This is a genomic window from Methylobacter tundripaludum (assembly GCF_002934365.1).
Classification (GTDB): Bacteria; Pseudomonadota; Gammaproteobacteria; order Methylococcales; family Methylomonadaceae; genus Methylobacter_A; species Methylobacter_A tundripaludum_A.
Map to the genome: position 1 here is coordinate 19,116 of NZ_PTIY01000001.1, position 24,995 is coordinate 44,110.

The 24,995-nt window shown below is 49.7% G+C and carries 25 protein-coding genes and 2 tRNA genes; 17 read left to right on the forward strand and 10 right to left on the reverse strand.

Translation table 11 applies throughout. The annotated features are described in order from the left end of the window. Positions 1-152: 152 nt before the first annotated feature. From B0F88_RS00085 to B0F88_RS00110, 6 genes are all read right to left on the reverse strand, one after another. Positions 153-767, reverse strand: coding sequence for an HAD family hydrolase (locus B0F88_RS00085; protein WP_104421913.1), 615 nt, complete (start codon positions 765-767; stop codon positions 153-155). A 317-nt stretch (positions 768-1,084) separates the two neighbouring features. Beyond that, positions 1,085-1,540, reverse strand: coding sequence for a hypothetical protein (locus B0F88_RS00090; protein ID WP_104421914.1), 456 nt, complete (start codon positions 1,538-1,540; stop codon positions 1,085-1,087). 155 nt (positions 1,541-1,695) lie between these two features. Beyond that, positions 1,696-2,463 carry a M15 family metallopeptidase gene (locus B0F88_RS00095; RefSeq protein WP_104421915.1) on the reverse strand — a complete coding sequence of 256 codons (768 nt, stop codon included), beginning with the start codon at positions 2,461-2,463 and terminating at the stop codon, positions 1,696-1,698. Between the two features lie 323 nt (positions 2,464-2,786). Next, a tRNA-Phe gene (locus tag B0F88_RS00100) sits at positions 2,787-2,862 on the reverse strand. 26 nt (positions 2,863-2,888) lie between these two features. Next, positions 2,889-2,964 (reverse strand) — tRNA-Phe (locus tag B0F88_RS00105). Between the two features lie 61 nt (positions 2,965-3,025). Further along, complete coding sequence (locus B0F88_RS00110) at positions 3,026-3,664, reverse strand: DUF4126 domain-containing protein (protein WP_104421916.1); 639 nt, start codon at positions 3,662-3,664, stop codon at positions 3,026-3,028. Between the two features lie 168 nt (positions 3,665-3,832). Here B0F88_RS00110 and hslV point away from each other — a divergent pair, with 168 nt between their 5' ends. From hslV to B0F88_RS00180, 14 genes are all read left to right on the forward strand, one after another. Next, complete coding sequence (gene hslV / locus B0F88_RS00115; protein ID WP_104421917.1) at positions 3,833-4,381, forward strand: ATP-dependent protease subunit HslV; 549 nt, start codon at positions 3,833-3,835, stop codon at positions 4,379-4,381. A 4-nt stretch (positions 4,382-4,385) separates the two neighbouring features. Then, complete coding sequence (gene hslU, locus B0F88_RS00120; RefSeq protein WP_104421918.1) at positions 4,386-5,705, forward strand: ATP-dependent protease ATPase subunit HslU; 1,320 nt, start codon at positions 4,386-4,388, stop codon at positions 5,703-5,705. A 74-nt stretch (positions 5,706-5,779) separates the two neighbouring features. Next, on the forward strand, positions 5,780-6,169 hold the full coding sequence (locus B0F88_RS00125; protein WP_104421919.1) for a gamma-butyrobetaine hydroxylase-like domain-containing protein: 390 nt from the start codon (positions 5,780-5,782) through the stop codon (positions 6,167-6,169). A 210-nt stretch (positions 6,170-6,379) separates the two neighbouring features. Then, positions 6,380-7,129 carry a bifunctional demethylmenaquinone methyltransferase/2-methoxy-6-polyprenyl-1,4-benzoquinol methylase UbiE gene (gene ubiE / locus B0F88_RS00130; RefSeq protein WP_104422267.1) on the forward strand — a complete coding sequence of 250 codons (750 nt, stop codon included), beginning with the start codon at positions 6,380-6,382 and terminating at the stop codon, positions 7,127-7,129. A 1-nt stretch (position 7,130) separates the two neighbouring features. Beyond that, the gene (locus B0F88_RS00135; RefSeq protein ID WP_104421920.1) at positions 7,131-7,751 is read left to right on the forward strand and encodes a ubiquinone biosynthesis accessory factor UbiJ; all 621 of its coding nucleotides are present in this window, start codon (positions 7,131-7,133) and stop codon (positions 7,749-7,751) included. Between the two features lie 121 nt (positions 7,752-7,872). Beyond that, complete coding sequence (ubiB, locus tag B0F88_RS00140; protein WP_104421921.1) at positions 7,873-9,423, forward strand: ubiquinone biosynthesis regulatory protein kinase UbiB; 1,551 nt, start codon at positions 7,873-7,875, stop codon at positions 9,421-9,423. 160 nt (positions 9,424-9,583) lie between these two features. After that, positions 9,584-10,855, forward strand: coding sequence for an AAA family ATPase (locus B0F88_RS00145; protein ID WP_104421922.1), 1,272 nt, complete (start codon positions 9,584-9,586; stop codon positions 10,853-10,855). Further along, positions 10,855-12,108, forward strand: a complete 1,254-nt coding sequence (locus B0F88_RS00150) for an RloB domain-containing protein (protein ID WP_104421923.1) — start codon at positions 10,855-10,857, stop codon at positions 12,106-12,108. The genes B0F88_RS00145 and B0F88_RS00150 overlap by 1 nt, the downstream gene beginning before the upstream one ends. 297 nt (positions 12,109-12,405) lie before the next feature. Beyond that, positions 12,406-13,575 carry a phosphoglycerate kinase gene (locus B0F88_RS00155; RefSeq protein ID WP_104421924.1) on the forward strand — a complete coding sequence of 390 codons (1,170 nt, stop codon included), beginning with the start codon at positions 12,406-12,408 and terminating at the stop codon, positions 13,573-13,575. Between the two features lie 94 nt (positions 13,576-13,669). Next, entirely contained in the window at positions 13,670-13,921 is a 252-nt protein-coding gene (rpoZ, locus tag B0F88_RS00160) for a DNA-directed RNA polymerase subunit omega (protein ID WP_104421925.1), read from the forward strand. A 12-nt stretch (positions 13,922-13,933) separates the two neighbouring features. Next, a complete protein-coding gene (locus B0F88_RS00165; RefSeq protein WP_104421926.1) occupies positions 13,934-16,102 on the forward strand; it encodes a RelA/SpoT family protein in 2,169 nt (722 codons plus the stop codon). A 10-nt stretch (positions 16,103-16,112) separates the two neighbouring features. Beyond that, a complete protein-coding gene (locus B0F88_RS00170) occupies positions 16,113-16,517 on the forward strand; it encodes a RidA family protein (protein ID WP_104421927.1) in 405 nt (134 codons plus the stop codon). 12 nt (positions 16,518-16,529) lie between these two features. Then, a complete protein-coding gene (gene recG, locus B0F88_RS00175) occupies positions 16,530-18,629 on the forward strand; it encodes an ATP-dependent DNA helicase RecG (protein ID WP_104421928.1) in 2,100 nt (699 codons plus the stop codon). Positions 18,630-18,633: 4 nt separating this feature from the next. Then, entirely contained in the window at positions 18,634-19,197 is a 564-nt protein-coding gene (locus B0F88_RS00180; RefSeq protein WP_104421929.1) for a chorismate--pyruvate lyase family protein, read from the forward strand. Positions 19,198-19,320: 123 nt separating this feature from the next. On the opposite strand, the gene cmoB is transcribed toward B0F88_RS00180, so the two are convergent. From cmoB to B0F88_RS00195, 3 genes are all read right to left on the reverse strand, one after another. Further along, complete coding sequence (gene cmoB / locus B0F88_RS00185) at positions 19,321-20,295, reverse strand: tRNA 5-methoxyuridine(34)/uridine 5-oxyacetic acid(34) synthase CmoB (RefSeq protein WP_104421930.1); 975 nt, start codon at positions 20,293-20,295, stop codon at positions 19,321-19,323. Beyond that, complete coding sequence (gene cmoA, locus B0F88_RS00190) at positions 20,292-21,023, reverse strand: carboxy-S-adenosyl-L-methionine synthase CmoA (protein ID WP_104421931.1); 732 nt, start codon at positions 21,021-21,023, stop codon at positions 20,292-20,294. Before cmoA ends, cmoB begins: the two co-directional genes overlap by 4 nt. A gap of 99 nt (positions 21,024-21,122) precedes the next feature. Beyond that, on the reverse strand, positions 21,123-21,767 hold the full coding sequence (locus B0F88_RS00195; RefSeq protein ID WP_104421932.1) for an MlaC/ttg2D family ABC transporter substrate-binding protein: 645 nt from the start codon (positions 21,765-21,767) through the stop codon (positions 21,123-21,125). 126 nt (positions 21,768-21,893) lie between these two features. Between B0F88_RS00195 and hemB the strand changes: the two genes are divergently transcribed. Genes hemB through aroE form a run of 3 tightly spaced genes read left to right on the forward strand, consistent with a single transcriptional unit; the run spans position 21,894 to position 24,315 of the window. Next, complete coding sequence (gene hemB / locus B0F88_RS00200) at positions 21,894-22,898, forward strand: porphobilinogen synthase (RefSeq protein WP_104421933.1); 1,005 nt, start codon at positions 21,894-21,896, stop codon at positions 22,896-22,898. A 53-nt stretch (positions 22,899-22,951) separates the two neighbouring features. Next, positions 22,952-23,485 (forward strand): hypothetical protein, encoded by a 534-nt coding sequence (locus tag B0F88_RS00205; protein WP_104421934.1) that lies wholly within the window; start codon positions 22,952-22,954, stop codon positions 23,483-23,485. After that, entirely contained in the window at positions 23,482-24,315 is an 834-nt protein-coding gene (gene aroE / locus B0F88_RS00210; protein WP_104421935.1) for a shikimate dehydrogenase, read from the forward strand. Before B0F88_RS00205 ends, aroE begins: the two co-directional genes overlap by 4 nt. Before the next feature lie 115 nt (positions 24,316-24,430). Here the strand turns inward: aroE and B0F88_RS00215 are convergent, their stop codons facing one another. Next, on the reverse strand, positions 24,431-24,967 hold the full coding sequence (locus B0F88_RS00215; protein ID WP_104421936.1) for a gamma carbonic anhydrase family protein: 537 nt from the start codon (positions 24,965-24,967) through the stop codon (positions 24,431-24,433). Between the last annotated feature and the right edge of the window lie 28 nt (positions 24,968-24,995).

Genomic DNA, 24,995 nt, shown 5'->3' on the forward strand with positions numbered 1-24,995 from the left:
CCGGTGAGCTCGGCGTTGAATGCCCGCTATCGGGAAGACCAGCCGTACAAAAGATTTATATGACTGTCTCTTGATGGCCGAAAGCCGATATTGCCAATAGCTCAAAAATATCCTTAATAATAAGGAAGGGAAGAGCGTTGGCACTTGTTGAATCATCGTTCGACTGCATTGGAAAGCAAGCCTTGGCTGAGTAAGACATTCTGGAGCGATTGAAAACCATCAACGTGAAACGCGGTTATACCAAGGCTTTGCGCGGTATCGACATTGGCCGAACAATCATCGAAGAAATAGACTTCGGCCGGATCAACATCACACCTGCCCAGTGCTAACGTAAATATTTCGAGATCCGGTTTGATGGCTCCGAGCAAGTGCGAAAATAGGGCAATATCGAAATCATCCTCTAACCCTCGGAACCGTTCCCAGTGCAATGGATTCGAATTACTCAGGCATCCTACCTGGTAATTTTTTCGCAAATGATGGATCGTTTCGCGCGCACCGGGAAAGAATTCTCTAGGCCAGGATGCAAATTCCTTAACGAAGACTTGAGGCGTCATCCGAAGCCCCCATTCAGCAATGAAACTTTCGGCAAACTCACAAGATGACATTTCCCCGCGCTCAAATCGCCGGACTGAGGACGAAAACAGCCATCGATCTTTAATAGCTGTACGATCAAGAGGTTCGGGCAGTAAGCGGCTCAAACTCTCGAATGCAGAACTTTCAATTAATACACCGCCGAGATCAAACAGCAAAAGCGAGGGGAAATTCATCCATATCTCCTAGATGGTGCCAAAATGGGTTTGCATATGCTATGAGACCAATGTGTCATTAATATTTCATTGAGAGGCTTTGCCAGGAATTTGCTGATGACCGGTTTGAAATTCACGCATCGGTACGGGAAAATTATTCCGCTCCGGTTAGCTTGGTGAAATCCAAATATCATTTACAGGTGAAGGGCATCCGTTGCGCCCCCTTCAAATCAAAGCGACCAGCGCCGGCCCGGGATGCTTCGCCCGGCATTCGGAAACGTCACTTCGACCCGGTGGTGAGTGTTCAAATCCCCCCCCGCCAGCCCTGTTACGAGCAATCAATGCTCACCACGACTGATATTGTGTTGATGTTCAATACCTTCGGTTAAATTATAACCTTCGTTATTGAATAGATCGCCGGTAAAAAACAAACGCATCTCTATAATCCAAGCAATTTTTTTTAGCTTATTGTTTTCTATGATAATGGTTGAAAGTTTATGATTGTTATCAATAATCTGATCCACAATTGTTTTGGGGTTAGCAGGATCTTCTTTTAGCGCACCGGACACAATACGCTGAGCGGATTCCATTGTCAGCACTGGATAGGTAGTCGGTAGCTCAGCGTTTTTATCATTTTTAAGCGACTGCGCGTTAAAATAACCAATATCATAAACAACCTTAAATAGCACACCAATCATAATCAAAACCCCGTAAACGGAGAGACCGATTTTTAATCGCCTTCTAACGCGGGGGTTTGATAGTTTTTTTATAATATCGCGAGTTTTCATATTCATTTTTATTGCGGTTCCATAGCTTTATTTGTCATTTTTTAACATTTAAGAGAGCCTTAACTGCATATTTTCCGGTATCTAATGATATTAGTTTTCTTATTATCTTAACGGCTGCATGTTATTCGGCAATATCCGCGATACTTATTAATCGATGCTAATCACTCAATTGGAAAGTCAAAATAAGTGTCAGGATACGGCTCATCATCAAGTGTAAAATGCCACCATTCTTTAGCATAATTTTTGAAACCGTGTTTTTCCATCAGAGTCTTTAGCAGCATTCTGTTGACTCTTTGCTGATATCCAATCTCTTTATTTTCAGTGTGCGATTGCGTATGAAAGCAGTCAAAACCTGTTCCCATGTCAATGCTATTGTCTTTAAAGCGTTTATTAATGTCCAGATAGCATTCGCGTAAGCCTTGTTCCGGGAAATATTCCTCTTGTTTTGGAACGGGCAAAGGAACAATAGTAAGGTCTATAGTGCTGCCGCGACTATGACCTGATTTTTCTGAAATATAGCCGTCTTTGAATAAATTGATTTTGTCTAATGCGGGATAAAACTCCTTCTTCGTTTTAACGTCATCAACGTCCTTAGCCCATCTTACAAAGTGATCCACCGCTTGTTGGGGACGATAGCAGTCATATATTTTGAGTGTTAGCGCATGCTTATTTAGCTCGTGCTGCACATTTAAAAGCGCGGATGCAGCTTCTTTTGTTAATAGGCATTTTGGAGCCGGATAACCATCCACTCTGGCGCCAAGAAAATTATGTTCGCCAAAATAGCGAATATCAAGCTCAAGACCAGGAATATTTTGTGCAACGTCTACAAAATTATCTTGATGACGAATTTGTGTAGCCGAGGAACAAGACGATAATGTTAATACATTGAATGCACAGCATAAAACAATCACAAATACTGACTTTTTCATAAAATGTTACAAATAACCCATGATAGACATCCGAGACGGTAAGCGCTTAACAATAAGTCGGCGCCCCTACGCGGCAAGAGCCGCATTATAGCAATGATGAAAGACGGCTTAGGATAGAAATCAGAAGTTCACATTTTTGCTTTTACAATGTCAATGCAATTTGAGAGGAGCGTGCAACTATAGGCCACCCAAGCATAACTGCGATTACCTGAACTATCGAGATTACGGCGGCAGAAATCGGCTTCGTGAACAGTGAATAACCGGGACAGAAATTTAAGGCATAAAAAAACCGACTCATTGGTCGGTCTTTTTAAGGGAATTCATGGTGCCCAGGGGCGGAATCGAACCGTCGACACGAGGATTTTCAGTCCTCTGCTCTACCGACTGAGCTACCTGGGCATTTTAAGGTTTCTTAGTTTTTGCAGTGGTGCCCAGGGGCGGAATCGAACCGTCGACACGAGGATTTTCAGTCCTCTGCTCTACCGACTGAGCTACCTGGGCGGAACTACAAAAGAGCGCCATTAGACTCGATTATGCGGCGGCAGTCAATAAATAATGTTTTTCACTGAGACGGATTTTGGCCGTTCGGGATGTTTTCCTTGCCGAACAAGCTGATAATAAAACCAAAGACTTTTTTCACGCCGCTCCAAATACGCGGCAACAGCCAGATCATCAGCAGGATAAAACCGGCCAACGCTATTAAAAATAATATCGGATGATTGATGCACGCCCAGACGCCGGTTATCACGACGACATCCTCGCCGATCGAGGCAATCCAGTTGCTAAAGGGTTCCGGCGATGTGTTAATCAACACCCTGCTCCCGGATTTGGTTGCATGTGAGCCTGCCGCCAGGCCGCCGCCCACGATGGCCGCGGCCAATTCAACGGCGGGATTCAACTCGCCGATCGCCCCGGCCGCGAGCATGGCCCCGGCCGGAATGCGGATAAACGTGTGTATCGCATCCCAACCGGTGTCTACGCCCGGCGTTTTATCGGCAAAAAATTCGATGAAATACATGAGTCCCGCCGCTCCCATGACCATCGGGTTGGCGACTATCTGTAAATCGGGCGGCAAATCAATATTGCCGGTATTGGCAAGATAGCCCAGCGTAAACAGCGTCGCGTACAGGTTAATACCGCTGGCCCACGCCAGCCCCATCGATAATGCCAGAGTTGTTGATATGTGATCCAGTGCGTCCATTAGAGCGGCCTTTTTCCGACTGTTTTGCTCAGCGTAGCATATTTTTCTGAACCTCCGTTAAACCGTATCCCGATCGCTAATAGAGCTACGCCCTCATTTTTTCGCACATTTAAATTCAGACCATGTAAAATTAACCCTTATGTATTTGGCAACTTTTAGGATGTTAACGTGAGCTTTAGAGGAACAACGATACTTTCTGTTCGCCGGGGCGACAAAGTCGTGATCGGCGGTGACGGTCAAGTCACCTTGGGCAACACGGTGATGAAAGGCAATGCCCGCAAGGTGCGCCGTTTATATCACGACAAAGTCATCGCCGGTTTTGCCGGTGCAACTGCGGACGCGTTCACTTTATTCGAGCATTTTGAAGGCAAGCTGGAAAAACACCGCGGCAATTTAACCCGCGCCGCCGTCGAAATGGCTAAGGACTGGCGTACCGACCGCGCCTTGCGCAAACTGGAAGCCTTGCTGACCATTGCCGACGCCAAAACTTCGCTGATTATTTCCGGCACCGGCGACGTAATCGAGCCTGAACATGATTTGATGGCGATCGGTTCCGGCGGCGCTTTTGCCCAGGCTGCCGCACGCGCATTACTCGAAAACACCGATCTTAGCGCCCGCGAAATTGTCGAACGGTCCTTAAATATAGCCGCAGATATTTGTATTTATACCAACCACAATTTGCGTATTGAAGAACTCGACGCCGAACCTAACGAGTAAATAAATGACTCAAATGACACCCAAAGAAATTGTAAGCGAGCTGGACAAGCATATTGTCGGCCAGGCCAATGCCAAGCGTGCAGTCGCGATCGCGTTGCGCAACCGCTGGCGTCGCCAGCAGGTCGATCCTGCCCTGCGTGAAGAAATCACCCCTAAAAATATTTTAATGATCGGCCCCACCGGCGTCGGCAAGACCGAAATCGCCCGCCGCCTGGCGCGTCTGGCCAATGCGCCGTTCATTAAAATTGAAGCCACCAAATTTACCGAAGTCGGCTACGTCGGCCGTGATGTCGATTCCATAATCCGCGACTTGGTCGATACCGCCGTCAAGATGACCCGCACGGCGGAAATGGACAAGGTCGAAAACAAGGCTTTCGATGCCGCCGAAGACAGAATCCTGGACATTCTGCTGCCCAGAGCGAATGCCGGCATGCTGTCCGACACCGAAGAATCGACCCGCCAAAAAATGCGCAAAAAATTACGCGAAGGCGATCTGGACGACAAGGAAATTGAAATTGACGTGCATCTTGCGCCGGTAGGCGTTGAAATCATGGCGCCTCCCGGCATGGAAGAAATGACCAGCCAATTGCAGGGCATGTTCCAGAACCTGGGTTCGGGCAAAACCCGCTCCCGCAAAATGAAGATCAACAAAGCCCTGAAAGTATTGCAGGACGAGGAAGCGTCAAAACTGGTTAACGAGGATGACATCCGCTTGCGCGCGGTGGAATCCGTTGAGCAAAACGGTATCGTGTTCCTGGACGAAATCGACAAAATCTGCAAACGTTCCGATGTGGGCGGCGGCGAAGTCTCCCGCGAAGGCGTACAAAGAGACTTACTGCCTTTGGTTGAAGGAACCACGGTCAGCACCAAATACGGCTCGATCAAAACCGACCACATCTTGTTTATCGCCTCGGGTGCGTTCCACTTGACCAAACCGTCGGATTTAATCCCCGAACTGCAAGGCCGCTTCCCTATCCGCGTTGAGCTGGATGCGCTGTCAGCCGATGATTTTGTGCGTATCCTGACCGAGCCTGATGCCTCGTTAACCGAGCAATATATAGCGTTATTGGATACCGAAGGCGTATCGTTATCGTTTTCCGCCGACGGCATCAAACGCATTGCCGAATTCGGCTGGCAAGTGAATGAATCCACCGAAAATATCGGCGCCAGAAGATTGCACACCGTTCTGGAGCGGTTACTGGAAGACATTTCCTATAACGCCCCGGATCTTTTTGGCAAAAACATCCTGATCGATGCCGCTTATGTTGATGATCATTTGGCCGAGTTTGTTGAAGATGAGGATTTGAGTCGTTATATTCTGTAGACGCAAGGCGAAAGGCAAAAACACTTGCCCTTCGCCTTGTGTCCTTAGCCCTTAGCCTTTCCCTTATATTGCTTATGCGCCTAACCGCAAAACCCAGCAACACCCACCCGACCGAAATCAAGCTGCATCAGGTTTCCAACATTTTGGAGATCAGCTTTGACGACGGCAGCGTGTTTAAATTGCCGTCCGAATATCTGCGCGTCTACACGCCTTCGGCGGAAGCGGTCGGTCACGCGCCCGGACAGGAAGTTCTGCAGGTCGGCAAGGAAGACATCACCATCAAGGAAATCAAGCCTGTAGGTAACTATGCGATAGCCCCGGTATTTAGCGATGGTCACAACAGCGGCATTTATACCTGGGATTTGCTGTATAAATTGGGCGCCGAATATCAAACTTTATGGGCTGATTATCTTCATAATCTTGAATCCGCCGGCTATAAACGCAAAGAACCGCGGCAAAACTAAGACATATGCATAAATTAATTTAAGCAATTACCATGAAGGACATGGAGACTTAAATCCTTCATTCTCTACATGTTCTTCATGGTTTAAAAATAAGACTTGCTCGGTCATCACAACGCCGGAGCCCTTCGGAAAGGCTCAGGACAGGCTTGCAGAGTGCGTTCCCACGCCGGAGCATGGGAACAATATAATTACGATATAAACAAATCAGGTATAACCATGACCAACACCACCCATTTCGGATTTAAACAAGTCGCCACAGAAGATAAGGTCAAGCTGGTGCGCGGCGTATTCGATTCCGTTGCCGGACAATACGACATCATGAACGACCTGATGTCGATGGGCATCCACCGCATCTGGAAACGCGTTGCGGTGCAGCTAAGCAATGTGCGCAAAGGCGATCAGGTGCTTGATCTGGCCGGCGGCACAGGCGATTTAACCACGCTGTTCGAAAAACGCGTCGGTAAAGAAGGCCAGATAGTTCTGGCCGATATTAATTCGGAAATGCTGCGCACCGGACGCGACCGCCTGATCGACAGAGGCTTGGTCGGCAATATCCGCTATGCGCAAGTCAACGCCGAATGCCTGCCCTTTGAAGACAATACTTTCGACTGCGTCTGTATCGCCTTTGGCCTCCGTAACGTCACCGACAAAGATGCGGCATTGCGCTCCATGTACCGCGTGCTGAAACCCGGCGGCCGCGTCATCGTGCTGGAATTTTCGCACCCGGTCGATAAAATCACCGAGACAGTTTACGATTTTTACTCATTCAAGCTGCTGCCCAAGATCGGCAAGATTGTCGCCAAAGATGAGGACAGTTATCGTTATCTGGCCGAATCGATCCGCATGCATCCCAAACAGGATGATCTGAAGAAAATGATGGAGAACGCAGGCCTGGAACGCTGCGAATACTTCAACATGACGCAGGGCATCGTCGCCGTTCATAGAGGTTATAAAATCTAGCATGACTATCAAGCCATTGCTGATTGGCGCACTGGAAGCCACGCTGAATCAATATCTTTCGTTGGATCAGGACAGCGGCTATTTTTTGACGCCACTGGCCGGCAAGGTCATTGCTGTTAATATTCAGCCGTTTGATGAAACCGTTTACCTGTGCCCGACGACCGATTCCATTCAGTGTCTGGATCAGTTCCCGGACCCACCCGACACCCGGCTGACCGGTTCAATTTGGGCGCTGGGCTTAATGGGCCTCAGCTCGACACCGATGCGTTCCGTTTTCTCAGGCGAGGTAAAAATTGAAGGCGATATGCAAACCGGCCGCAAGTTCCAGGAACTGTTCGCCAAACTGGACATCGATCTGGAAGAAAAACTGTCGCAATTCACCGGCGACATCATCGCGCATAAGACGGCCAATTTTTTCCGCGCCGGGCAAAACTGGAGCAAAGATTCGCTCGAAACCTTCAGGCTGAATGCCAAAGAATTTTTGCAGGAAGAAACCCGCGATTTGCCGGCAGCGCCCGAAGCGGATATTTTTTACGCCCAGGTCGATGAATTGCGCACCGATTTTGACCGCCTGCAAAGCCGGATTGATCGCCTGAAAAGTACGTTGCAAAATAAATCTTAATTATTCACCACGAAGGCACGGAGACACGAAGTTTTACCTTATCTTTTCTTCGTGAACTTCGTGTCTTCGTGGTGAATTTAGGACTTAAAAACACAGCCCGCCCTACAAACAAAGGTAACTCGTGATCCGCCCTAAATTATTATTGCGCCTGATTCACATTAACTGGGTTCTGGTCTTTCACGGCCTGGACGAAATCGTTTTAAAAACCCATTTATTCCGGCCTGTCCGTTATTTGGCGGTTTTCTCGCCCAACTACTGGTTCAGAAGCTCGTCAGACTCCCGCGGCGCCAGAATCCGCCGCGCACTGGAAGATTTGGGGCCTATTTATGTCAAGTTCGGCCAGGCCTTGTCCACCCGGAAAGACCTGCTGCCCGAGGACATTGCCGACGAATTGGTCAAACTGCAAGACCGCGTCCCGCCCTTTGACAACGCGATTGCCCGCAGCATTATTGAAAAAGAACTCGACATGTCTATCAGCGAGGCCTTTGCCGAGTTTGACGCCGAACCGCTGGCCTCCGCATCCGTCGCACAGGTCCATACCGCCGTCCTGCACAGCGGCGAAAGCGTCGTCGTTAAAGTGCTGCGCCCCGGCATAGAAAACCGCATCCGCTCGGACATAGGCCTGCTCTACGAACTGGCCCGTTTTGCCGAACGCTTCTGGTCTGACGCAAGAAGATTGCGCCCTGTCGATGTCGTAGCCGAGTTTGAACGGACCACACTCGACGAACTCGACTTGGTCAGGGAAGCGGCCAATGCGGCCAAATTGCGCCGCAATTTCGAAAACTCCGACATTATCTATATACCGGAAATCCACTGGCCGTTAACGCGTCAAAAAGTCATGGTCATGGAGCGGATTCACGGCATACCGGTCGGTGAAATCGAACAGCTTCGGGTGGGCGGCGCCGATTTTAAATTACTCGCAGAACGCGGCGTGGAAATCTTTTTCACCCAGGTATTCAGGGATAATTTCTTTCATGCCGACATGCATCCGGGCAATATTTTCGTCGATCTGCCGGCCAAATATATTGCCGTCGATTTCGGCATCATCGGCACCCTGTCGCCGTCCGACCAGCACTATCTCGCCAAAAACTTTCTGGCTTTTTTCAACCGGGATTACCGCAAAGTGGCCGAAATGCATGTCGAATCCGGCTGGGTTTCCGAATCGACCCGGATAGAAGAGTTTGAATCCGCGATACGCAGCGTTTGCGAGCCGATCTTTGAAAAACCCCTGAAAGACATTTCCTTCGGACAATTGCTGCTGCGTTTATTCCAGACTGCGCGCCGTTTCGATATGCATGTGCAACCGCAACTGGTGCTGCTGCAAAAAACCCTGCTCAATATCGAGGGCCTGGGACGGCAGCTTTATCCCGAGCTGGACTTGTGGCAGACCGCCAAGCCGTTTCTTGAGAAATGGTTTCATCAGCGCGTAGGCCCTAAAGCCAAAATCGACAGGCTGATCAAACAGTTCCCCGACTTTGCCGAGCAGTTTCCCGAGATTCCTTCGCTGATTTACAAAGCGCTGGACAATGCCGCGAACGCCAAGCAACAAGCAGAAATGCAAAACAAGGAATTAATCCTGCTGCGCCGACAAATGGCTAGAAACCACCGCAGAACGGTCTGGGCGATGCTGATCAGCGCGGCGGCCATCAGCGCGGCGGTGCTATTTCGGTGAAGACACAAAAATAGAACACGAATACCCTAAAAGAAGATGCTTTCTGATTGATTGGAACCTTGCAACATTAAAATTACAAATTAAACAAATATACTTGATTTATCCTATATTTTGCATGAAACTTACAAAATATAATCCTATTATTTATCTCTAGATCATTATGCTATTGCAATTTAGCGTTAACAATTTCCGTTCCATTAAAGATACAGTCACTTTTAGCATGAACACCGCTTCAAACGAAGCGAGCAAACATAGCTTTCAAGCAAGAGATTGCCACCTACTAAATAGCGCGGTGATATACGGAGCAAATGCCAGCGGCAAAAGCAATGTCTTAAAAGCCATGAGCTTCATGCGAAATTTGGTTTTAAACAAACCTAAAATTACCCAATCAACTGACGATTTACCGCATCAGCCTTTTCGTTTAAATACCGAAACGGAGCAGGCTTCCAGTTATTTTGAAATCGTGTTTTTCTTAGAGGATGTTAAATATCGCTACGGTTTTGAAGCCGACAGTACAACTGTCTACGCTGAATGGCTTTATAGCGATGAAAAGAGCAAGGAATCTCGATTATTTGAGCGCGATAACGAGCAGAATATTCATTACGTTAATAAGCAAAAATTTAAAGAAGGCGTAGGACTAAAAGTCCTCGACAATCATTTGTTTATTTGGAAGTGCGATCAAAATAACGGCGATATTTCAAAGAAAATCCTGCAATGGTTTAATAATTTTAATTTAATTAATGGGTTGGAAAACGAAGGTTATTTACATATTGCTTTAAAGCAAATGGAAAATACCGATGCTAAGTCTGAGCTGCTTAAATTGGTTAAAATTGCCGACTTGGGAATCGACGAAATAGAAATTGAAGAAAATGATGTCCCTCAAGATATTATTAAAAACCTGCCTATTCCTGAAGAATTGAAGCAAAAAATGCTCGACGATGGCGGTGTAACTACAGTTGAATTACAAACTCGTCATAAAAAATTTAGCTCTAAAAATCAACCAATAGGCGCAGTTTTATTTAAGTTAAGTGAGGATGAATCACAAGGTACACAAAAATTCTTCGCACTTTCCGCCCCAATTTTGGATACGTTAGATAAGGGAAAGGTGTTATTAATTGATGAACTTGATGCAAGTCTGCATCCGATGCTAACGGAATGTTTTATCAAGCTCTTTAATAATAAAGATCTGAATAAACACAACGCACAATTGATTTTTGTCACTCATGATATTCACTTGTTATCAGTTCCAGAGCTTTTTGAACGCGATCAAATTTGGTTTACTGAAAAAGACCAATACGGCAGCACCAATCTTTATTCATTACTTGAGTTTAGAAAAAAGAATAAAGGTAAAGATGTCAGGGCAACAGATAATTTAGAAAAGCATTATCTACAAGGACGATACGGCGCCGTGCCTTATATAGGTGAGATGTAATGTCAAGAAGACAAGGTGCCGAAGGTTTTGAAAGTAACAAAAAAGCAAGAAAACGGGCAAAAATAGCCCAAAGAACACAAAACACTCAAAATGAGCGCGAAACTCTCATTATCGCATGTGAAGATAGCGTATCAGCGCCCCTATATTTCAACGCTATTTTTGACGACCTCAAAATAAATCATGCCATTGCGGCATCCTCGCTGGTTATTGTTAATCATAAACATACCGACCCTGCTGGCGTTTTAGATGACTTGCTTAATCATCCCAACTACCAAGACTTTGATCACCAATGGATAGTAATTGATCGTGACGAAGAAAGGACAAATGGCGGCGGGCATACTTTAGAAAGCTTTAACCAAGCGATAGCAAGGGCTAAGAATAAAAATATTAAAGTTGCTTATTCCAACCCTTGCTTTGAAATCTGGTATTTACTGCATTTTGACTACAGAAATACAGCCATTGATAGGGATGAGCTTGTAGAACAGTTAGAACATAAGTATCAATATAAAAAGAATGCGTTATTTATCCTAAATCAAGATCAACAGGATGCTGCAATCAGAAATGCCGCCAACCTAATTCAATCATGGGTTGATACTTATGGCATCACAAAACCGGCAACGGATAATCCAAGTACAACTGTGCATGATTTAGTTGAGCAGTTGAATTCGTTTAAACAAGATCAACCACAAGCAGGTGCAAAAATGGTAACACTGGAAACGCCGATCTGTGATTTCGGCAAAAAAGCCATCGATTTTGAATTGACCGGCGTTGACGGGCGAACCTGGACACTGCAACAGTGCATGGGCGAAAAGGGTCTGTTGGTGATGTTCATCTGTAACCATTGCCCGTATGTCAAAGCCGTGCAAGACCGGATAGTCCGGGATGCGCGGGAACTTAAAGCGCTGGGGGTTGAAACGGTCGCAATCATGCCCAATGATACGGTCGAATACCCTGCCGATTCTTTCGACAACATAAAAAAACTGTCCGAACAGCTAGGTTTTTGTTTTCCTTACTTGCTTGATGAAACCCAGCAGGTCGCCAGGGCTTACGGCGCCATCTGTACGCCGGACTTTTTTGGCTATAATGCCGACTATGAACTGCAATACCGCGGACGACTGGACGCCAGCCGCAAGGAAACCGCGCCGGAAGGCGCCAAACGTGAATTATTCGAGGCGATGAAGCTGATTGCCGAAACCGGCCACGGCCCCAAAGAGCAAATCAACAGCATCGGCTGCTCGATCAAATGGAAGTAGGGATCGTGCATGAAATAACTTGAGCAAATTTTATTTTTAAACCATGAAGGATTTAAGTCTTTATGCGCTTCATGGTGATTGCTTAAATTAATTTATGCATGTTCCTTAAATTAACCCTAAAAAACAAATGGAGCATGGATGTAACTGATAATTACGGATAAAAAACCCGTTTAAATCCGTCTAATCTGTGTCATCCGTCGACTGCATGAATGCAGGAGGTAGAGCAATGCAGGAGCAATTGCCGAGTTCCATTGAGAAAGCTAATACCTACACAACCCACAACAATGAGAGCGTAATATGTCAATTAAGAGAATGGTAGATCTGGACTTGTCAGGCAAACGGGTGTTAATCCGTCAGGATCTGAACGTACCGGTAAAAAACGGCAAAGTGACCAGCGACATTCGTATCCAGGCCAGCGTACCGACCATTGAAAAAGCCCTGGCTGCTGGCGCGGCTGTCATGCTGATGTCGCATCTGGGCCGTCCGGTCGAAGGACAGTACGACGAAGAGTCTTCGTTGAAACCGGTCGCCGAACGTTTATCCGAGTTGCTGGGCAAGCCGGTCAGACTGGAAAAAGACTGGATCGACGGCATCACTATCCAGCCGGGCGAAGTCGTGCTGTGCGAAAACGTGCGTTTTAATGCCGGCGAAGGCAAAAACAACGACGATCTGGGCAAAAAAATGGCGACTCTTTGCGACATCTTCGTGATGGATGCATTCGGCACCGCACACAGAGCGCAGTCCTCAACCCACAGCGTGGCTAAATTCGCGCCGATTGCCTGTGCGGGACCGTTATTGGCCAGCGAACTGGACGCACTGGGCAAAGCCCTGGAAACACCGACTAAGCCGCTGGTTGCGATTGTCGGCGGTTCTAAAGTATCGACCAAATTAACCGTATTAGAATCTTTATCGGAAAAAGTCGACCAGTTGATCGTCGGCGGCGGCATCGCCAACACCTTTATTGCGGCAGCCGGTTTCCCGGTCGGCAAATCGCTGTATGAACCCGATCTGCTTGATGAAGCCAAACGACTGATGGCGGCAGCCAAAAGCAACGGTTCCGATATTCCCGTCCCTGTCGACGTGGTTTGCGCCAAGGAATTTTCAGAAACCGCAGTCGCCACCGTTAAAAATGTCGCCGATGTCGAAGCCGACGACATGATTATGGACATAGGCCCTGAAACCGCAAAACAGTATGCCGAAATTTTAAAAACCGCAGGCACCATCGTCTGGAACGGTCCGGTCGGCGTATTTGAATTCGACCAGTTCGGCGAAGGCACCAAGGCCCTTGCGGCGGCAATCGCCGAAAGTCCTGCTTTTTCGATTGCAGGCGGCGGCGATACTTTGGCGGCTATCGACAAATACGGCATTAACGATGACGTGTCTTACACCTCGACCGGCGGCGGCGCTTTTCTTGAATTTCTTGAAGGCAAAGAACTTCCAGCCGTTTCTGTGTTAAAATCGCGATAACAAGTTAGGCGAAGGGCGAAGGGCGAAAGGCGAAAAAGCCTTTCACCCTTCGCTTTTTGCCTTTTGCCTTAACTACAACGCATCAGGATTAAAAATGGCCAGAGTCACTATCGAAGATTGTTTGGAACACGTTGAAAACCGTTTCAAACTGGTTTTATTAGCCAGCACGAGGGCGCGCCAACTGAGCCACGGCGCGACTGAATTTGTGCCGCGCGGCAAGGATAAAGATACGGTGGTCGCATTACGCGAAATTGCGGCAGGCCATGTCTCGCCCGAAAACATCAACCTTCTGCACCGTGTCGGCGAAGCTCATGAGCATCAGCCTAGCCAAAACCCGATGTTCTAAATCGCAGAGCCTATGCTGGAAATAGCCGACCCGATCGAGCTCGAACGCCCCCAGGACAAATTGATCCGGCGTTTATGCACGACCTTGTCCGGCTATCTGGATCAAACCCAAATCGACCAATGCGTCCATGCTTATGAAGTTGGCGAAGCCGCTCATGCCGGTCAATTCCGTAAAAGCGGCGAAGCCTATATCTGCCATCCGGTCTCCGTCGCGATCAGTCTTGCCGAAATGCGCATGGACGCCAACGGCATCATGGCCGCCATCCTGCATGACGTTATTGAAGACACCCCGGTCAGTAAAAAAGAGCTGGCCGAACAGTTCGGCGCAGAAGTCGCAGATCTGGTCGATGGGGTTACCAAATTAACCAAAATCGACAGTAAATCACATGCCGAAACGCAAGCGGAAAATGTCCGCAAAATGTTTCTGGCCATGGCCATAGATTTACGCGTCATCATCGTCAAACTGGCGGACCGCCTGCACAACATGCAGACGCTCGGCGTCATGCCTGCGGCAAAAAAACGCCGCATTGCCCGTGAAACCCTGGATATTTACGCCCCAATCGCCAATCGGCTGGGCATGAACAATATCCGGCAAAAACTCGAAGCGCTGAGTTTTGAGGCGATGTACCCGATGCGCCACGCGGTGTTAAACAATGCCGTAAAAAAAGCGCGGGGCAACCGCCGCAAAATTGTCGACATCATCGAAAGCACGATAAAAAACCGTTTGGAACAAGTAGGTTTAAACTGTGAAGTTGCCGGACGGGAAAAAAATCTTTACAGCATTTATAAAAAAATGCTCAACAAAAGAATTTCCCTGGCCGATGTGTTTGATGTCTATGCGTTCAGGATTTTTTGCGATGACGTCGATACCTGCTACCGCGTGCTTGGCGTCATGCATAACCTGTACAAGCCGATTCCGGGGCGCTTCAAGGATTATATCGCCTTGCCCAAAGCCAATGGCTACCAATCCCTGCATTCGATCTTAATGGGACCCTATGGCGTGCCTATCGAGATTCAGATCCGAACGCACGAAATGCACCGCATGTCGGAATCGGGCATCGCCGCGCACTGGCTGTATAAATCCGACGATGACAAAGCCCAAAAATTTCGGGATCGCGCCAACGAGTGGCTCCGCGACTTGCTGGAAATCCAGAAATCCGCCGGCGATTCGCTGGAATTTATCGACAACCTGAAAGTGGACCTGTTCCCGCAGGAAGTGTTCGTGTTCACCCCGCAGGGCGCCATTATTAAAATGCCCCGCGGTGCGACCATTATTGATTTTGCCTACGCGGTGCATACCGATGTGGGCAATGCCTGCGTTTCGGCCAGAATCGACAAGCAGCTGGTGCCGTTACAGACCAAACTGGAAAACGGCTTCACCGTCGAAGTCATTACCGCATCGTGGGCCCGGCCCAACCCGCTTTGGCTCAATTACGTGGTCACCGCCAAAGCCCGCTCCGGCATCCGCAATTACCTGAAAAACTTTAAACAACTGGAAGCGATTAACCTGGGACGCCGGCTGCTGGAAAAAGAACTGCAAGCCATGCACCTGCACCTGGAAGACATCGACAAAAACAAAATACAAGCCTTGCTTCAAGTCATGTCCAAGCAATCGCTGGATGAATTGCTTGAAGACATAGGCTTGGGCAACAAAATGCCGTTTTTGATCGCCAAACGCATCGCCCAGGACGACATTAACGCCACCGTCAAGCTGGACGACAACGACCAGGCCCAAAAAAAGCCGCTGATCATAAAAGGCACGGAAGACATGGTCATTACCCTGGCCAAATGTTGCAGGCCGATTCCGGGCGATTCGATCATCGGCTATTTCAACCCCGGCAAAGGCATCGTCGTGCATCATCACGAATGCCGTAACAGCAATCTGGTCAGAAAAAAACAAACCAACTGGCTGGATGTTGAATGGAGCGAGGACGCCGTCGGCGATTTCCCGGTTGAAATCCGCATAGAAATACTCAATCAACGCGGCTCGCTGGCGACCGTCGCCTCGACGATTTCCGAACTGAATTCGAATATTGAAAACGTCAACGTTGTTGACCAGGATGACCGTATCTGCGTCGATTTAATCACCTTGACCGTCAAAGACCGGGTGCATCTGGCCAAAATCATGCGACGTTTGAAAGAATTATCGATCGTGTTAAAAATTACCCGCGTTAAAGCCTAAAGGATCAAAAATGACCAGACAAATCATCCAGACTGATAAAGCGCCGCAAGCCATCGGCACCTATTCGCAGGCCGTCAGGGTTGATCGCACCGTTTATCTTTCGGGACAAATTCCGTTGGTGCCCGAAACCATGACCATTATTGAAGGCGATATAAGCGCGCAAATCACCCAGGTGTTCGATAACCTGCAAGCCGTTGCGGAAGCTGCGGGCGGCGATTTCTCGGACATCGTCAAGCTGAATGTTTTCTTGACCGATTTGGCGCACTTTCCGATAGTCAACGAAATCATGGGGCATTATTTCCAAGCACCCTACCCCGCACGCGCGGTTGTCCAGGTTGCCGCGTTGCCTAAAGCCGCCGGCGTGGAGATGGATGCGATTATGGTGTTAAAGCCGCAGGAATATCCGGCTTCTTAATGCTCCCGGTTAATGAAAAAACCGAACCCCCTGAATCAACCGGTCGGCATATTGACCGGGATAGGCGCTCAAACTGTAAACCGCCTGCAAAAACTCGGCCTTTGCGTCATTCAGGATCTGCTTTTTCACCTGCCGCTGCGCTATGAAGACCGAACCCGTGTTTATGCTATCGGCTCATTAAAGCCGGGCATGACTGCGCTGATCAGCGGCAAAGTCGAATTTATCGATGTTTTGCCCAGAGGCAGAAAAAGCCTGGTCTGCCGTATCAGCGACGGTACCGGCTTTATCAACCTGAAGTTCTTCCACTTTACCGCCAGCCAGCACAACGCGCTACAACCCGGCACGGCAATCAGCTGCTTTGCCGAAGTGCGCTACGGTTTTGCCGGGCTGGAAATGGTTCATCCCGAATACAAGGTTATCGCCAACCCCGACGACTGCATCACCCAAACGCGCCTGACCCCGGTTTATCCGCTGACCGAAGGCCTCAGCCAGAATGTCATCCGCAAAGCAGTCAAGCAGGCTTTAGACCTGTGCAACCGGGAACCTGAACTGCTGACCGACTGGATACCCGAGTCCATCCTAAAGCGATACCGTTACCCTAGCCTCGCAGACGCGATCCAGACGCTTCATGCGCCGGACGAATCGGTGTCGGTTGAAGCCTTGCAAAACGGCAGCGTACCCGCGCTGAAACGACTGGCCTTTGAAGAACTGCTGGCGCATTATTTAGTCTTAAGAGCAACCCGGAATAAAACCAAAGCCTGGCAAGCGCCCTCTTTCTCTGTAGGGACTACCGGCAAAATCGCCACCGAGCATTTCATCCGCTCCCTGCCGTTTAAACTGACCGGCGCGCAGCAACGGGTCATTGCCGAAATCGAAGCCGATTGCAACCGGCAACACCCGATGATGCGCCTGGTGCAGGGCGATGTCGGCTCCGGCAAAACCGTAGTCTCCGCCTACGCGGCGCTGCTGGCGTTGACGGCGGGCTATCAGGTTGCGGTGATGGCGCCGACCGAGTTGCTGGCAGAACAACACTTCCGCAACTTCAGCGCCTGGTTTGACGGCTTTCAAACCCAGGTGCTGTACTTGACCGGACAGCTCAAAGGCAACGCCAGAAAAACCGTATTACAGGCACTGGAGGACGGCACGGCCAATATTATCATCGGCACTCACGCCTTGTTCCAGGACAGCGTGAACTTTCATCGCCTGGGCCTGATTATTATCGATGAACAACACCGTTTCGGCGTCCATCAGCGGCTGGCGCTCAGGGAGAAAGGCCAGCAAGGCAATATCAGGCCGCACCAGTTAGTGATGACCGCCACGCCGATTCCCCGCACCCTGGCGATGCTGCAATATTCCGACCTGGACATATCGATTATCGACGAACTGCCTCCGGGCAGAAAGCCGATCGTGACCAGCGTGATCCCGTCCGAGCGGCGCGCCGATGTAATCGACCGGATCAACAGCTGGGTCGGCAAAAAAAGGCAGGTCTATTGGGTCTGTACGCTGATTGAAGAGTCGGAAGTTTTGCAATGCGAGGCTGCGGAAAAAACCGCAGAAACGCTGACAGAGGCCTTGCCGGATGTGCGCGTGGCGCTGATTCACGGGCGCATGAAATCCGCCGAAAAAGACGCCGTCATGCAGGATTTTAAAAACCACCGGATCGATTTGCTGGTCGCCACGACCGTCATTGAAGTCGGCGTCGATGTGCCCAATGCCGGGCTAATGATCATCGAAAACCCGGAACGCTTAGGCCTGTCCCAGCTGCACCAGTTGCGCGGCCGGGTCGGCCGAGGCAACGACGACAGTTATTGCCTGCTGATGTATCAAGCGCCGCTGTCCGATACCGCCCGCCATCGCCTGGGGGTTCTACGGGACAGCAACGACGGCTTTGTGATCGCCGAAAAAGACCTAGAACTGCGCGGCCCCGGCGAAGTCATGGGTACCCGGCAAACCGGGCAAATGCATTTTAAAATTGCCGATTTGGCCAGGGATTCCGAGTTGCTGGATACCGTCCAACAGATCGGCGACGATTTTTTCACCCAAGCGCCTCAGTCCATACAACCCTTGTGCGACCGCTGGCTGGGCGCATCCACCGAATATTCAGAGGTTTAACCCCTTGTCCAGCAAAAGTTTTTTATTTAACCGGGAACCCTTGTGGCTTGAAAACCGCTCCGGCACCCGCCACATCTTGCCTGAAAATGTCCAGTCGTGGACTTATGAGCCGGGCTCGCTGACCCAGCGCATGCGCGATTATTACGGCGGTGCGGTTGGCGTTAAAGTCCTGTTGCAGCAATGGAATACGCCGTTCTTAAGCGAGCGCAGGCTGCTCAAGTTACACGAAAACAGGTACAGCCTGATCCGTGAAGTCTTGCTGCACGCCGACGGCAAACCGCTGATTCTAGCCAGGACCATCATCCCGGCAAACACCGTAAAAATCGCCAAAAGCAACTTGTCTCATCTGGGCAACCGCCCGCTGGGGGAAGTGATTTTTTCCTATCCCAAACTGGAGCGCATCGAGATGGATGTCACCTTGATTAATCCGCCGACTTGGACGCAGCCTGCGATAGCTGAAGGTCATATCGACCAGCCGATCTGGGGCAGAAGAACAGTCTACGCGATAGCGCATCGGCAAATGCTGGTCAGCGAGTTTTTTTTACCGGGGGTTTTGGAAGTCTGTTAGCTGGAGAAGCAGGGCGTATCCATCGAGCTTTAACAGGAGTACAAGCTTCGCCTAAAGCGCCTACTTTTGGTGCTTGCAAGGCAGGCGAAGCCTGCACTCCAACACCCTGACGCCTATTCCGGTCTACGCCACATTCGCAATAACAATAGCCCGTTTAGGAGCAGGCAAGCCTTCGCAAGTCAGCTGCGGATTTTTCGCATCCAGAAAGTCTTTCAACGAATGGAAGATCATCCACTCCGTAGTCCGTTGCTCTTCGATGCTGGTTACAGTAACGTCAACCACACGGATATTTTTAAACCCGCAGCGCTTTAGCCAGCTAACCAGCGTGTCGCAACTGGGCAGGAACCAGACGTTGCGCATTCTGGCGTAACGGTCTTCCGGCAATAAGACTTGGCCTAAGCCGCCGTCGATAACCAGGGTTTCCAACACCAGTTCGCCGCCGGGTTGCAGACAGTCTCTTAATTCCATCAGATGATCGATAGGCGAACGGCGATGGTACAACACGCCCATCGAAAATACCGTGTCGAACGCCTTCAAGCCGTAAGGCATGTCTTCGATGCCCATCGGCAGGACGTAAACCGGCGCTTCGCCATACAATTTTCTGACCAGTTGAAACTGCATGACATTGAGCATCATCGGATCGATTCCGACCACTGTTTTGGCACCCGCGCCGAGCATGCGCCAGCAATGATAGCCGTTGCCGCAGCCGACATCCAACACCAGACGGTGTTCCAGCGGCGCGATATGATCTTTCAGTCGGTTCCACTTCCAGTCTGAGCGCCATTCGGTGTCTACATGGATGCCGAATAGGTTGTACGGGCCTTTACGCCAGGGATGCAGGGCTTTTAACTGGCTTTCAAGCTGATTTTTTGCTGTCGCGGACAGGTCGTCCGAACCGCCTATCTGCACCGCATCAGTATCCAGCACGCGTTGTGCGGCAGGCAATACCGGCACGCTGTCGACCAGCGCCTGCCACTCCGCCAAATTGCCATGCCTGGACTGATCAAAGCCTCGTTCAAGCTGCTCGGGAAGTATCTTTACCCAAGCGTCGGCCTTGGCATCGATCAGCGCATCGTATAAGGGTTGATAATCGATCATTTCAGCGCAATGATCGAGGCGAAGTTGAAGTATTGGAACCAGACTTCGGCGCTGCTGAATCCGACTTCGCGCAAGCGGTTTTGATGCTGGGCAAAGGTCTCGGGAATCAGCACATTTTCCAGTGCTGTGCGTTTTTGACTGACTTCCAGATCGCTGTAACCTTGGGCCTTTTTAAAGGCATGATGCATTTGGGTTTGCAATTCCTGTTGCCGGTCGTCATCGAATTTGAGTTTTTCCGACAGGATTAAAATGCCGCCGGGCAACAGTCCCTGATAGATTTTTTGCAACAGACAGAACCGATCTTCAAGCGGAATAAACTGTAGCGTGAAGTTCAAGACCACCACCGAGGCGTTTTCAATAGCGACTTCTCGAATGTCTCTGCACTGCACATCGACTGCAACCGGCGCATGGTCTTTTTGCAATGCCTGCTGAAAACGCGTCACCATCGCTTCGGAGTTATCGACGGCGATAATGCGGCAGTTTTCAGCTTCAATCTGGTGGCGCATCGACAAGGTTGCCGCGCCTAAAGAGCAGCCCAGGTCGTAGCAGACGCTATGTTCACGGGCAAAGCGCCCGGCCAAAAGACCTATCGCGGAAATAATCGCACTGTAACCGGGAACGGACCGTTGAATCATGTCCGGGAAGACGCCGGCTACCGTTTCGTCAAATTTAAAAGCGCCGACTTCGCCAATGGGGCTGGCATAAATGGAGTCTTTCGGGAAGTTCATGAATTAAAAAGCAGGACGGAACCGCTGTTGGGTTGAGTAAGGGCGACCTATCGGCCGCCCTTTTGTTCTGTGGGTATGCGGGGTAAACCGGGTGTAGCTTTAAGAATTCGCAGCCGTTTTATCCGACAATGCTTCGGCATTACGTTTAACCAATCCTTCAATAACCGCGTTTAATGAGCCTTTGGTTTGAACCTCATTGCTGAAGGTAGTGCGGTAGTTGGTCACCAGACTCACGCCTTCAATCATAATGTCGTAAGCTTTCCATTCACCATCACGCAGCACCATCCGGTAATTAACGCCGATCGGCTGTATTCCGGGTTGTAATACTTCGGTTTTTACAATGACTTTTGTTTCGCCGTCTTGCATTTCAAGCGGCAGGAAACGAACCGACCAATCGGTAAATTCGACAAAAGCGCGGGAATAGGTTCTTACCAGCAGCGTTTGGAACTCATGCTTAAACCGCTCGCGTTCATCATTAGACGCCGTTTTCCAGAGCTTGCCCAAAACTAATTCTGAAATCCTGTCGAAATCTGTATGTGGATAAATAACTTCGTTGACGAATTGCGTAATCTTGGCAAAGTCTTTGGTAAACGACTTATCTTGAAGTTTTTCCTGTAATTTCGCAGAAGCCTCTTGTATCGCTTGTTGTGGAGGCAACAAGTCAGCCGCGTTTACCTTGGCAACAGGCATTACACCAAGTAATACCGCAAATAAACCCAATATTGTAACTTGCTTAGCTTTCATAAAACCCTCTAAAATCAAACTGACGAATACGTTTACTCTCAAATATCGCCGTGGTAATTCCCTGATACAATAAATCCTTTGTACTTAGATATAGAGATTTTCCAAACCCTTAGAACCAAGGATAAGATGACATATAATAACATCAATTTTCCTCAAACACGTATGAGAAGAATGCGTTATAACGATTTTTCCCGTCGTTTAATGCGCGAAAACCGCCTGTCTGTTGATGATCTGATTTACCCGATGTTCGTCACCGAAGGCTCAAACCAACGGCAGACCATCTCGTCCATGCCCGGAGTGGAACGTCTCTCGCTGGATTTATTGCTTGAAGAAGCGCATCTGCTCTATAGCCTCGGCATCCCTGCGATTGCGCTGTTTCCGGTGACTTCCGCAGATAAAAAATCGGAGCATGCGGCCGAAGCCTATAACCCTGACGGACTGATTCAACGCAGCATCAGGGCTTTAAAAAAAGCCGTTCCCGAATTGGGCATTATTACCGATGTCGCGTTGGACCCTTTTACGACACACGGACAGGACGGGCTGGTCAATCTCGACGGCTACGTGATTAATGACGAGACTATCGACGTATTGACCCGGCAGGCGCTGTCTCATGCCGAAGCCGGGGCCGATATTGTGGCGCCGTCGGACATGATGGACGGCCGCATCGGCGCAATAAGGCAAGCGCTGGAAGAGGCAAACCATATCAACACACTGATACTGGCTTATTCCGCCAAGTACGCCTCCAGTTTTTACGGCCCGTTCAGGGATGCCGTGGGTTCCGCCGGAACCTTGGGCAAGGGCAACAAATATAGCTATCAGATGGATCCGGCCAATTCCGATGAAGCCATGCGCGAAATCCAGCTGGATTTGCAGGAGGGCGCGGACATGGTCATGGTCAAGCCGGGAATGCCCTATCTGGACATTATCCGCCGGGTAAAAGACCAATACGGCGTACCGACATTCGCCTATCAGGTCAGCGGCGAGTACGCGATGCTTAAAGCCGCCTCGATGAACGGCTGGCTGGACGAGAAGCAGGTTGTTTTGGAATCCCTGCTGGCGTTCAAGCGCGCCGGCAGCGACGCCATCCTGACCTATTACGCCAAATCCGTAGCCCAGTGGCTGCAAGAGTAGTGCGTCTATTTTAAATAATCTTTTAATTTAACAACTGAAATGGAGCTTGTTTCATGTCAGAAGACATTCTAATCACCGAAAAAAAAAAATTTCACATTGAAGAAGCCATTTTGGTTTTACTGCTGATCCTGTCGCTGGTCGGCATCGGGATCATGGATTTTTCTCCGGCCGACGGCTATGGCTACTGGCTCATTTTAGTTGTCGTATTTTGCCTGTTCGCAATGATTATCGGCTGGCTGCAATCCAAACACCGCGCCGACGACTTCAAGATCATACTCCGCGAACAATCCATACACTGGTTCACCTCATTGCTGATCGTTGGCGGAATATTTTTAATCCATCAATCCGGGCGGATAGCCGAAGAAGACGCCGGCCTGATTATCCTACTGATTTTATCGCTTTCGACCATACTCGACGGCCTGCGCGTAGGCTGGCGTTTTAGTCTGGTAGGGCTTTTTCTCGGGGTTGCCGCTGTGGTTTCGGTTTATACGCCGCACTTTCTCTGGGTGGAATTGGGCATAGCCATTTTGATTGTTGCGGTGACCATTGCATGGGAGTTATGGATGGAGAAAAAAGCACAGTTATGATGCCCACTGACCGCTACGCCGTATTTGGCCACCCTATCAAACACAGCAAATCGCCGCGCATTCACCGTCTTTTTGCCGCACAAACCGGACAAACGCTCGAATACATCGCCGAGGAAGTCCCGGCCGAACAATTCCAGGCCGCCGTTGAGGCGTTTTTTGCCGCGGGCGGCAAGGGTTTAAATTGCACCGTGCCGCTGAAAGAACTCGCCTGGAGCTACGCAGACCATAAAACCGAACGCGCCCAGCTGAGCAAGGCGGTCAACACGCTCGCGCTTCAACCGGACGGCGCTATTTTGGGCGACAACACCGACGGCATCGGCTTGGTAACCGACCTGACCACTAATCATGGCATCGCCTTATCGGGCGCCCGTATCCTGATTTTGGGCGCCGGCGGCGCCAGCCGGGGCATCATACTTCCAATACTTGAGAAATCTCCGAAAACCCTGGTTATCGCCAACCGCACCAAGGATAAGGCCGTCAAGCTGGCGGCTGAATTTCACGGCAAAGGTCCTGTTACCGGCTGCGGCTTTGACGATTTAGCAAACCGGCAGTTCGATTTGATTTTAAACGCGACCTCAGCCAGTTTGAGCGGCCAGTTACCGCCACTGCCGACCGGTTTACTCGCAGCGGGCGGCATGTGTTACGACCTCGCCTACGGCAACGAGCCGACCGCTTTTGTGCGTTGGGGACAGGATAATCATGCGGCAAAAAGCCTGGATGGATTGGGTATGTTGGTTGAGCAGGCGGCGGAAGCTTTTTTTATCTGGCGCGGCGTTCGGCCTAAAACCCGGCCTGTTATTGAACTGCTGAATTCAGAGCGGCAAGCTTGAAGGGCAAAGGGCAAAGGGCAAAGGGCAAAGGGCAAAGGGCAAAAATAGCTTGCATTGAAATTTAAGAAGCCGTCAAATTTTTCGCCTTTCGCCTTTCGCCTTTCGCCTTTCGCCTTTACTCCTGCACCTTCAAATACTCATTTTTCAACTGAATATACTGCCGGGAAGAATATTCCAGAAACTCCTTTTCGGATTCCTTTAAAGGCCTGGCTTGTTGGGCCGGAACACCCACATAAAGATAGCCGCTCTCCAGTTTTTTCCCCGGCGGCACGAGCGCACCTGCGCCCAGCATCACATAATCTTCAAGAACGGCGCCGTCCATAATAATCGCGCCTATCCCTACCAGACAATAATCGCCGACAGTGCAGGCATGAACCACCGCCCTGTGCCCTATCGTTACGCCCTTGCCTATGATTAAGGGATGGCCTTGAGCCGTATATTTTCCGGCGTGAGTGACATGCAATACCGAACCGTCCTGAACATTGGTGCCGGCGCCAATCGTGATGCTTTCAACATCGCCCCTGACCACCGTCGTTGGCCATATAGAGACATCGTCACCCAAGGTGACATCGCCGATCACCACGGCGCTGTCATCTATAAAAACCGAGCTGCCGATTTCAGGTTGTTTATCGTTAAATTTTCTAACCGCCACTTCGCTCTCCCGCTTGCACACTCAATGG

What these genes read in the sequence shown, in the direction of transcription:
- cmoB (WP_104421930.1), bottom strand. Translation starts at nt 20,295, where the DNA reads ATGATCGATTATCAACCCTTATACGATGCGCTGATCGATGCCAAGGCC.
- recG (WP_104421928.1), top strand. Translation starts at nt 16,530, where the DNA reads ATGAAAAAACCGAACCCCCTGAATCAACCGGTCGGCATATTGACCGGG.
- B0F88_RS00135 (WP_104421920.1), top strand. Translation starts at nt 7,131, where the DNA reads ATGACTATCAAGCCATTGCTGATTGGCGCACTGGAAGCCACGCTGAAT.
- rpoZ (WP_104421925.1), top strand. Translation starts at nt 13,670, where the DNA reads ATGGCCAGAGTCACTATCGAAGATTGTTTGGAACACGTTGAAAACCGT.
- B0F88_RS00125 (WP_104421919.1), top strand. Translation starts at nt 5,780, where the DNA reads ATGCGCCTAACCGCAAAACCCAGCAACACCCACCCGACCGAAATCAAG.
- B0F88_RS00195 (WP_104421932.1), bottom strand. Translation starts at nt 21,767, where the DNA reads ATGAAAGCTAAGCAAGTTACAATATTGGGTTTATTTGCGGTATTACTT.
- B0F88_RS00150 (WP_104421923.1), top strand. Translation starts at nt 10,855, where the DNA reads ATGTCAAGAAGACAAGGTGCCGAAGGTTTTGAAAGTAACAAAAAAGCA.
- aroE (WP_104421935.1), top strand. Translation starts at nt 23,482, where the DNA reads ATGATGCCCACTGACCGCTACGCCGTATTTGGCCACCCTATCAAACAC.
- B0F88_RS00090 (WP_104421914.1), bottom strand. Translation starts at nt 1,540, where the DNA reads ATGAATATGAAAACTCGCGATATTATAAAAAAACTATCAAACCCCCGC.
- B0F88_RS00085 (WP_104421913.1), bottom strand. Translation starts at nt 767, where the DNA reads ATGAATTTCCCCTCGCTTTTGCTGTTTGATCTCGGCGGTGTATTAATT.
- cmoA (WP_104421931.1), bottom strand. Translation starts at nt 21,023, where the DNA reads ATGAACTTCCCGAAAGACTCCATTTATGCCAGCCCCATTGGCGAAGTC.
- B0F88_RS00095 (WP_104421915.1), bottom strand. Translation starts at nt 2,463, where the DNA reads ATGAAAAAGTCAGTATTTGTGATTGTTTTATGCTGTGCATTCAATGTA.
- hslU (WP_104421918.1), top strand. Translation starts at nt 4,386, where the DNA reads ATGACTCAAATGACACCCAAAGAAATTGTAAGCGAGCTGGACAAGCAT.
- B0F88_RS00145 (WP_104421922.1), top strand. Translation starts at nt 9,584, where the DNA reads ATGCTATTGCAATTTAGCGTTAACAATTTCCGTTCCATTAAAGATACA.
- B0F88_RS00110 (WP_104421916.1), bottom strand. Translation starts at nt 3,664, where the DNA reads ATGGACGCACTGGATCACATATCAACAACTCTGGCATTATCGATGGGG.
- B0F88_RS00170 (WP_104421927.1), top strand. Translation starts at nt 16,113, where the DNA reads ATGACCAGACAAATCATCCAGACTGATAAAGCGCCGCAAGCCATCGGC.
- B0F88_RS00155 (WP_104421924.1), top strand. Translation starts at nt 12,406, where the DNA reads ATGTCAATTAAGAGAATGGTAGATCTGGACTTGTCAGGCAAACGGGTG.
- hemB (WP_104421933.1), top strand. Translation starts at nt 21,894, where the DNA reads ATGACATATAATAACATCAATTTTCCTCAAACACGTATGAGAAGAATG.
- B0F88_RS00205 (WP_104421934.1), top strand. Translation starts at nt 22,952, where the DNA reads ATGTCAGAAGACATTCTAATCACCGAAAAAAAAAAATTTCACATTGAA.
- B0F88_RS00165 (WP_104421926.1), top strand. Translation starts at nt 13,934, where the DNA reads ATGCTGGAAATAGCCGACCCGATCGAGCTCGAACGCCCCCAGGACAAA.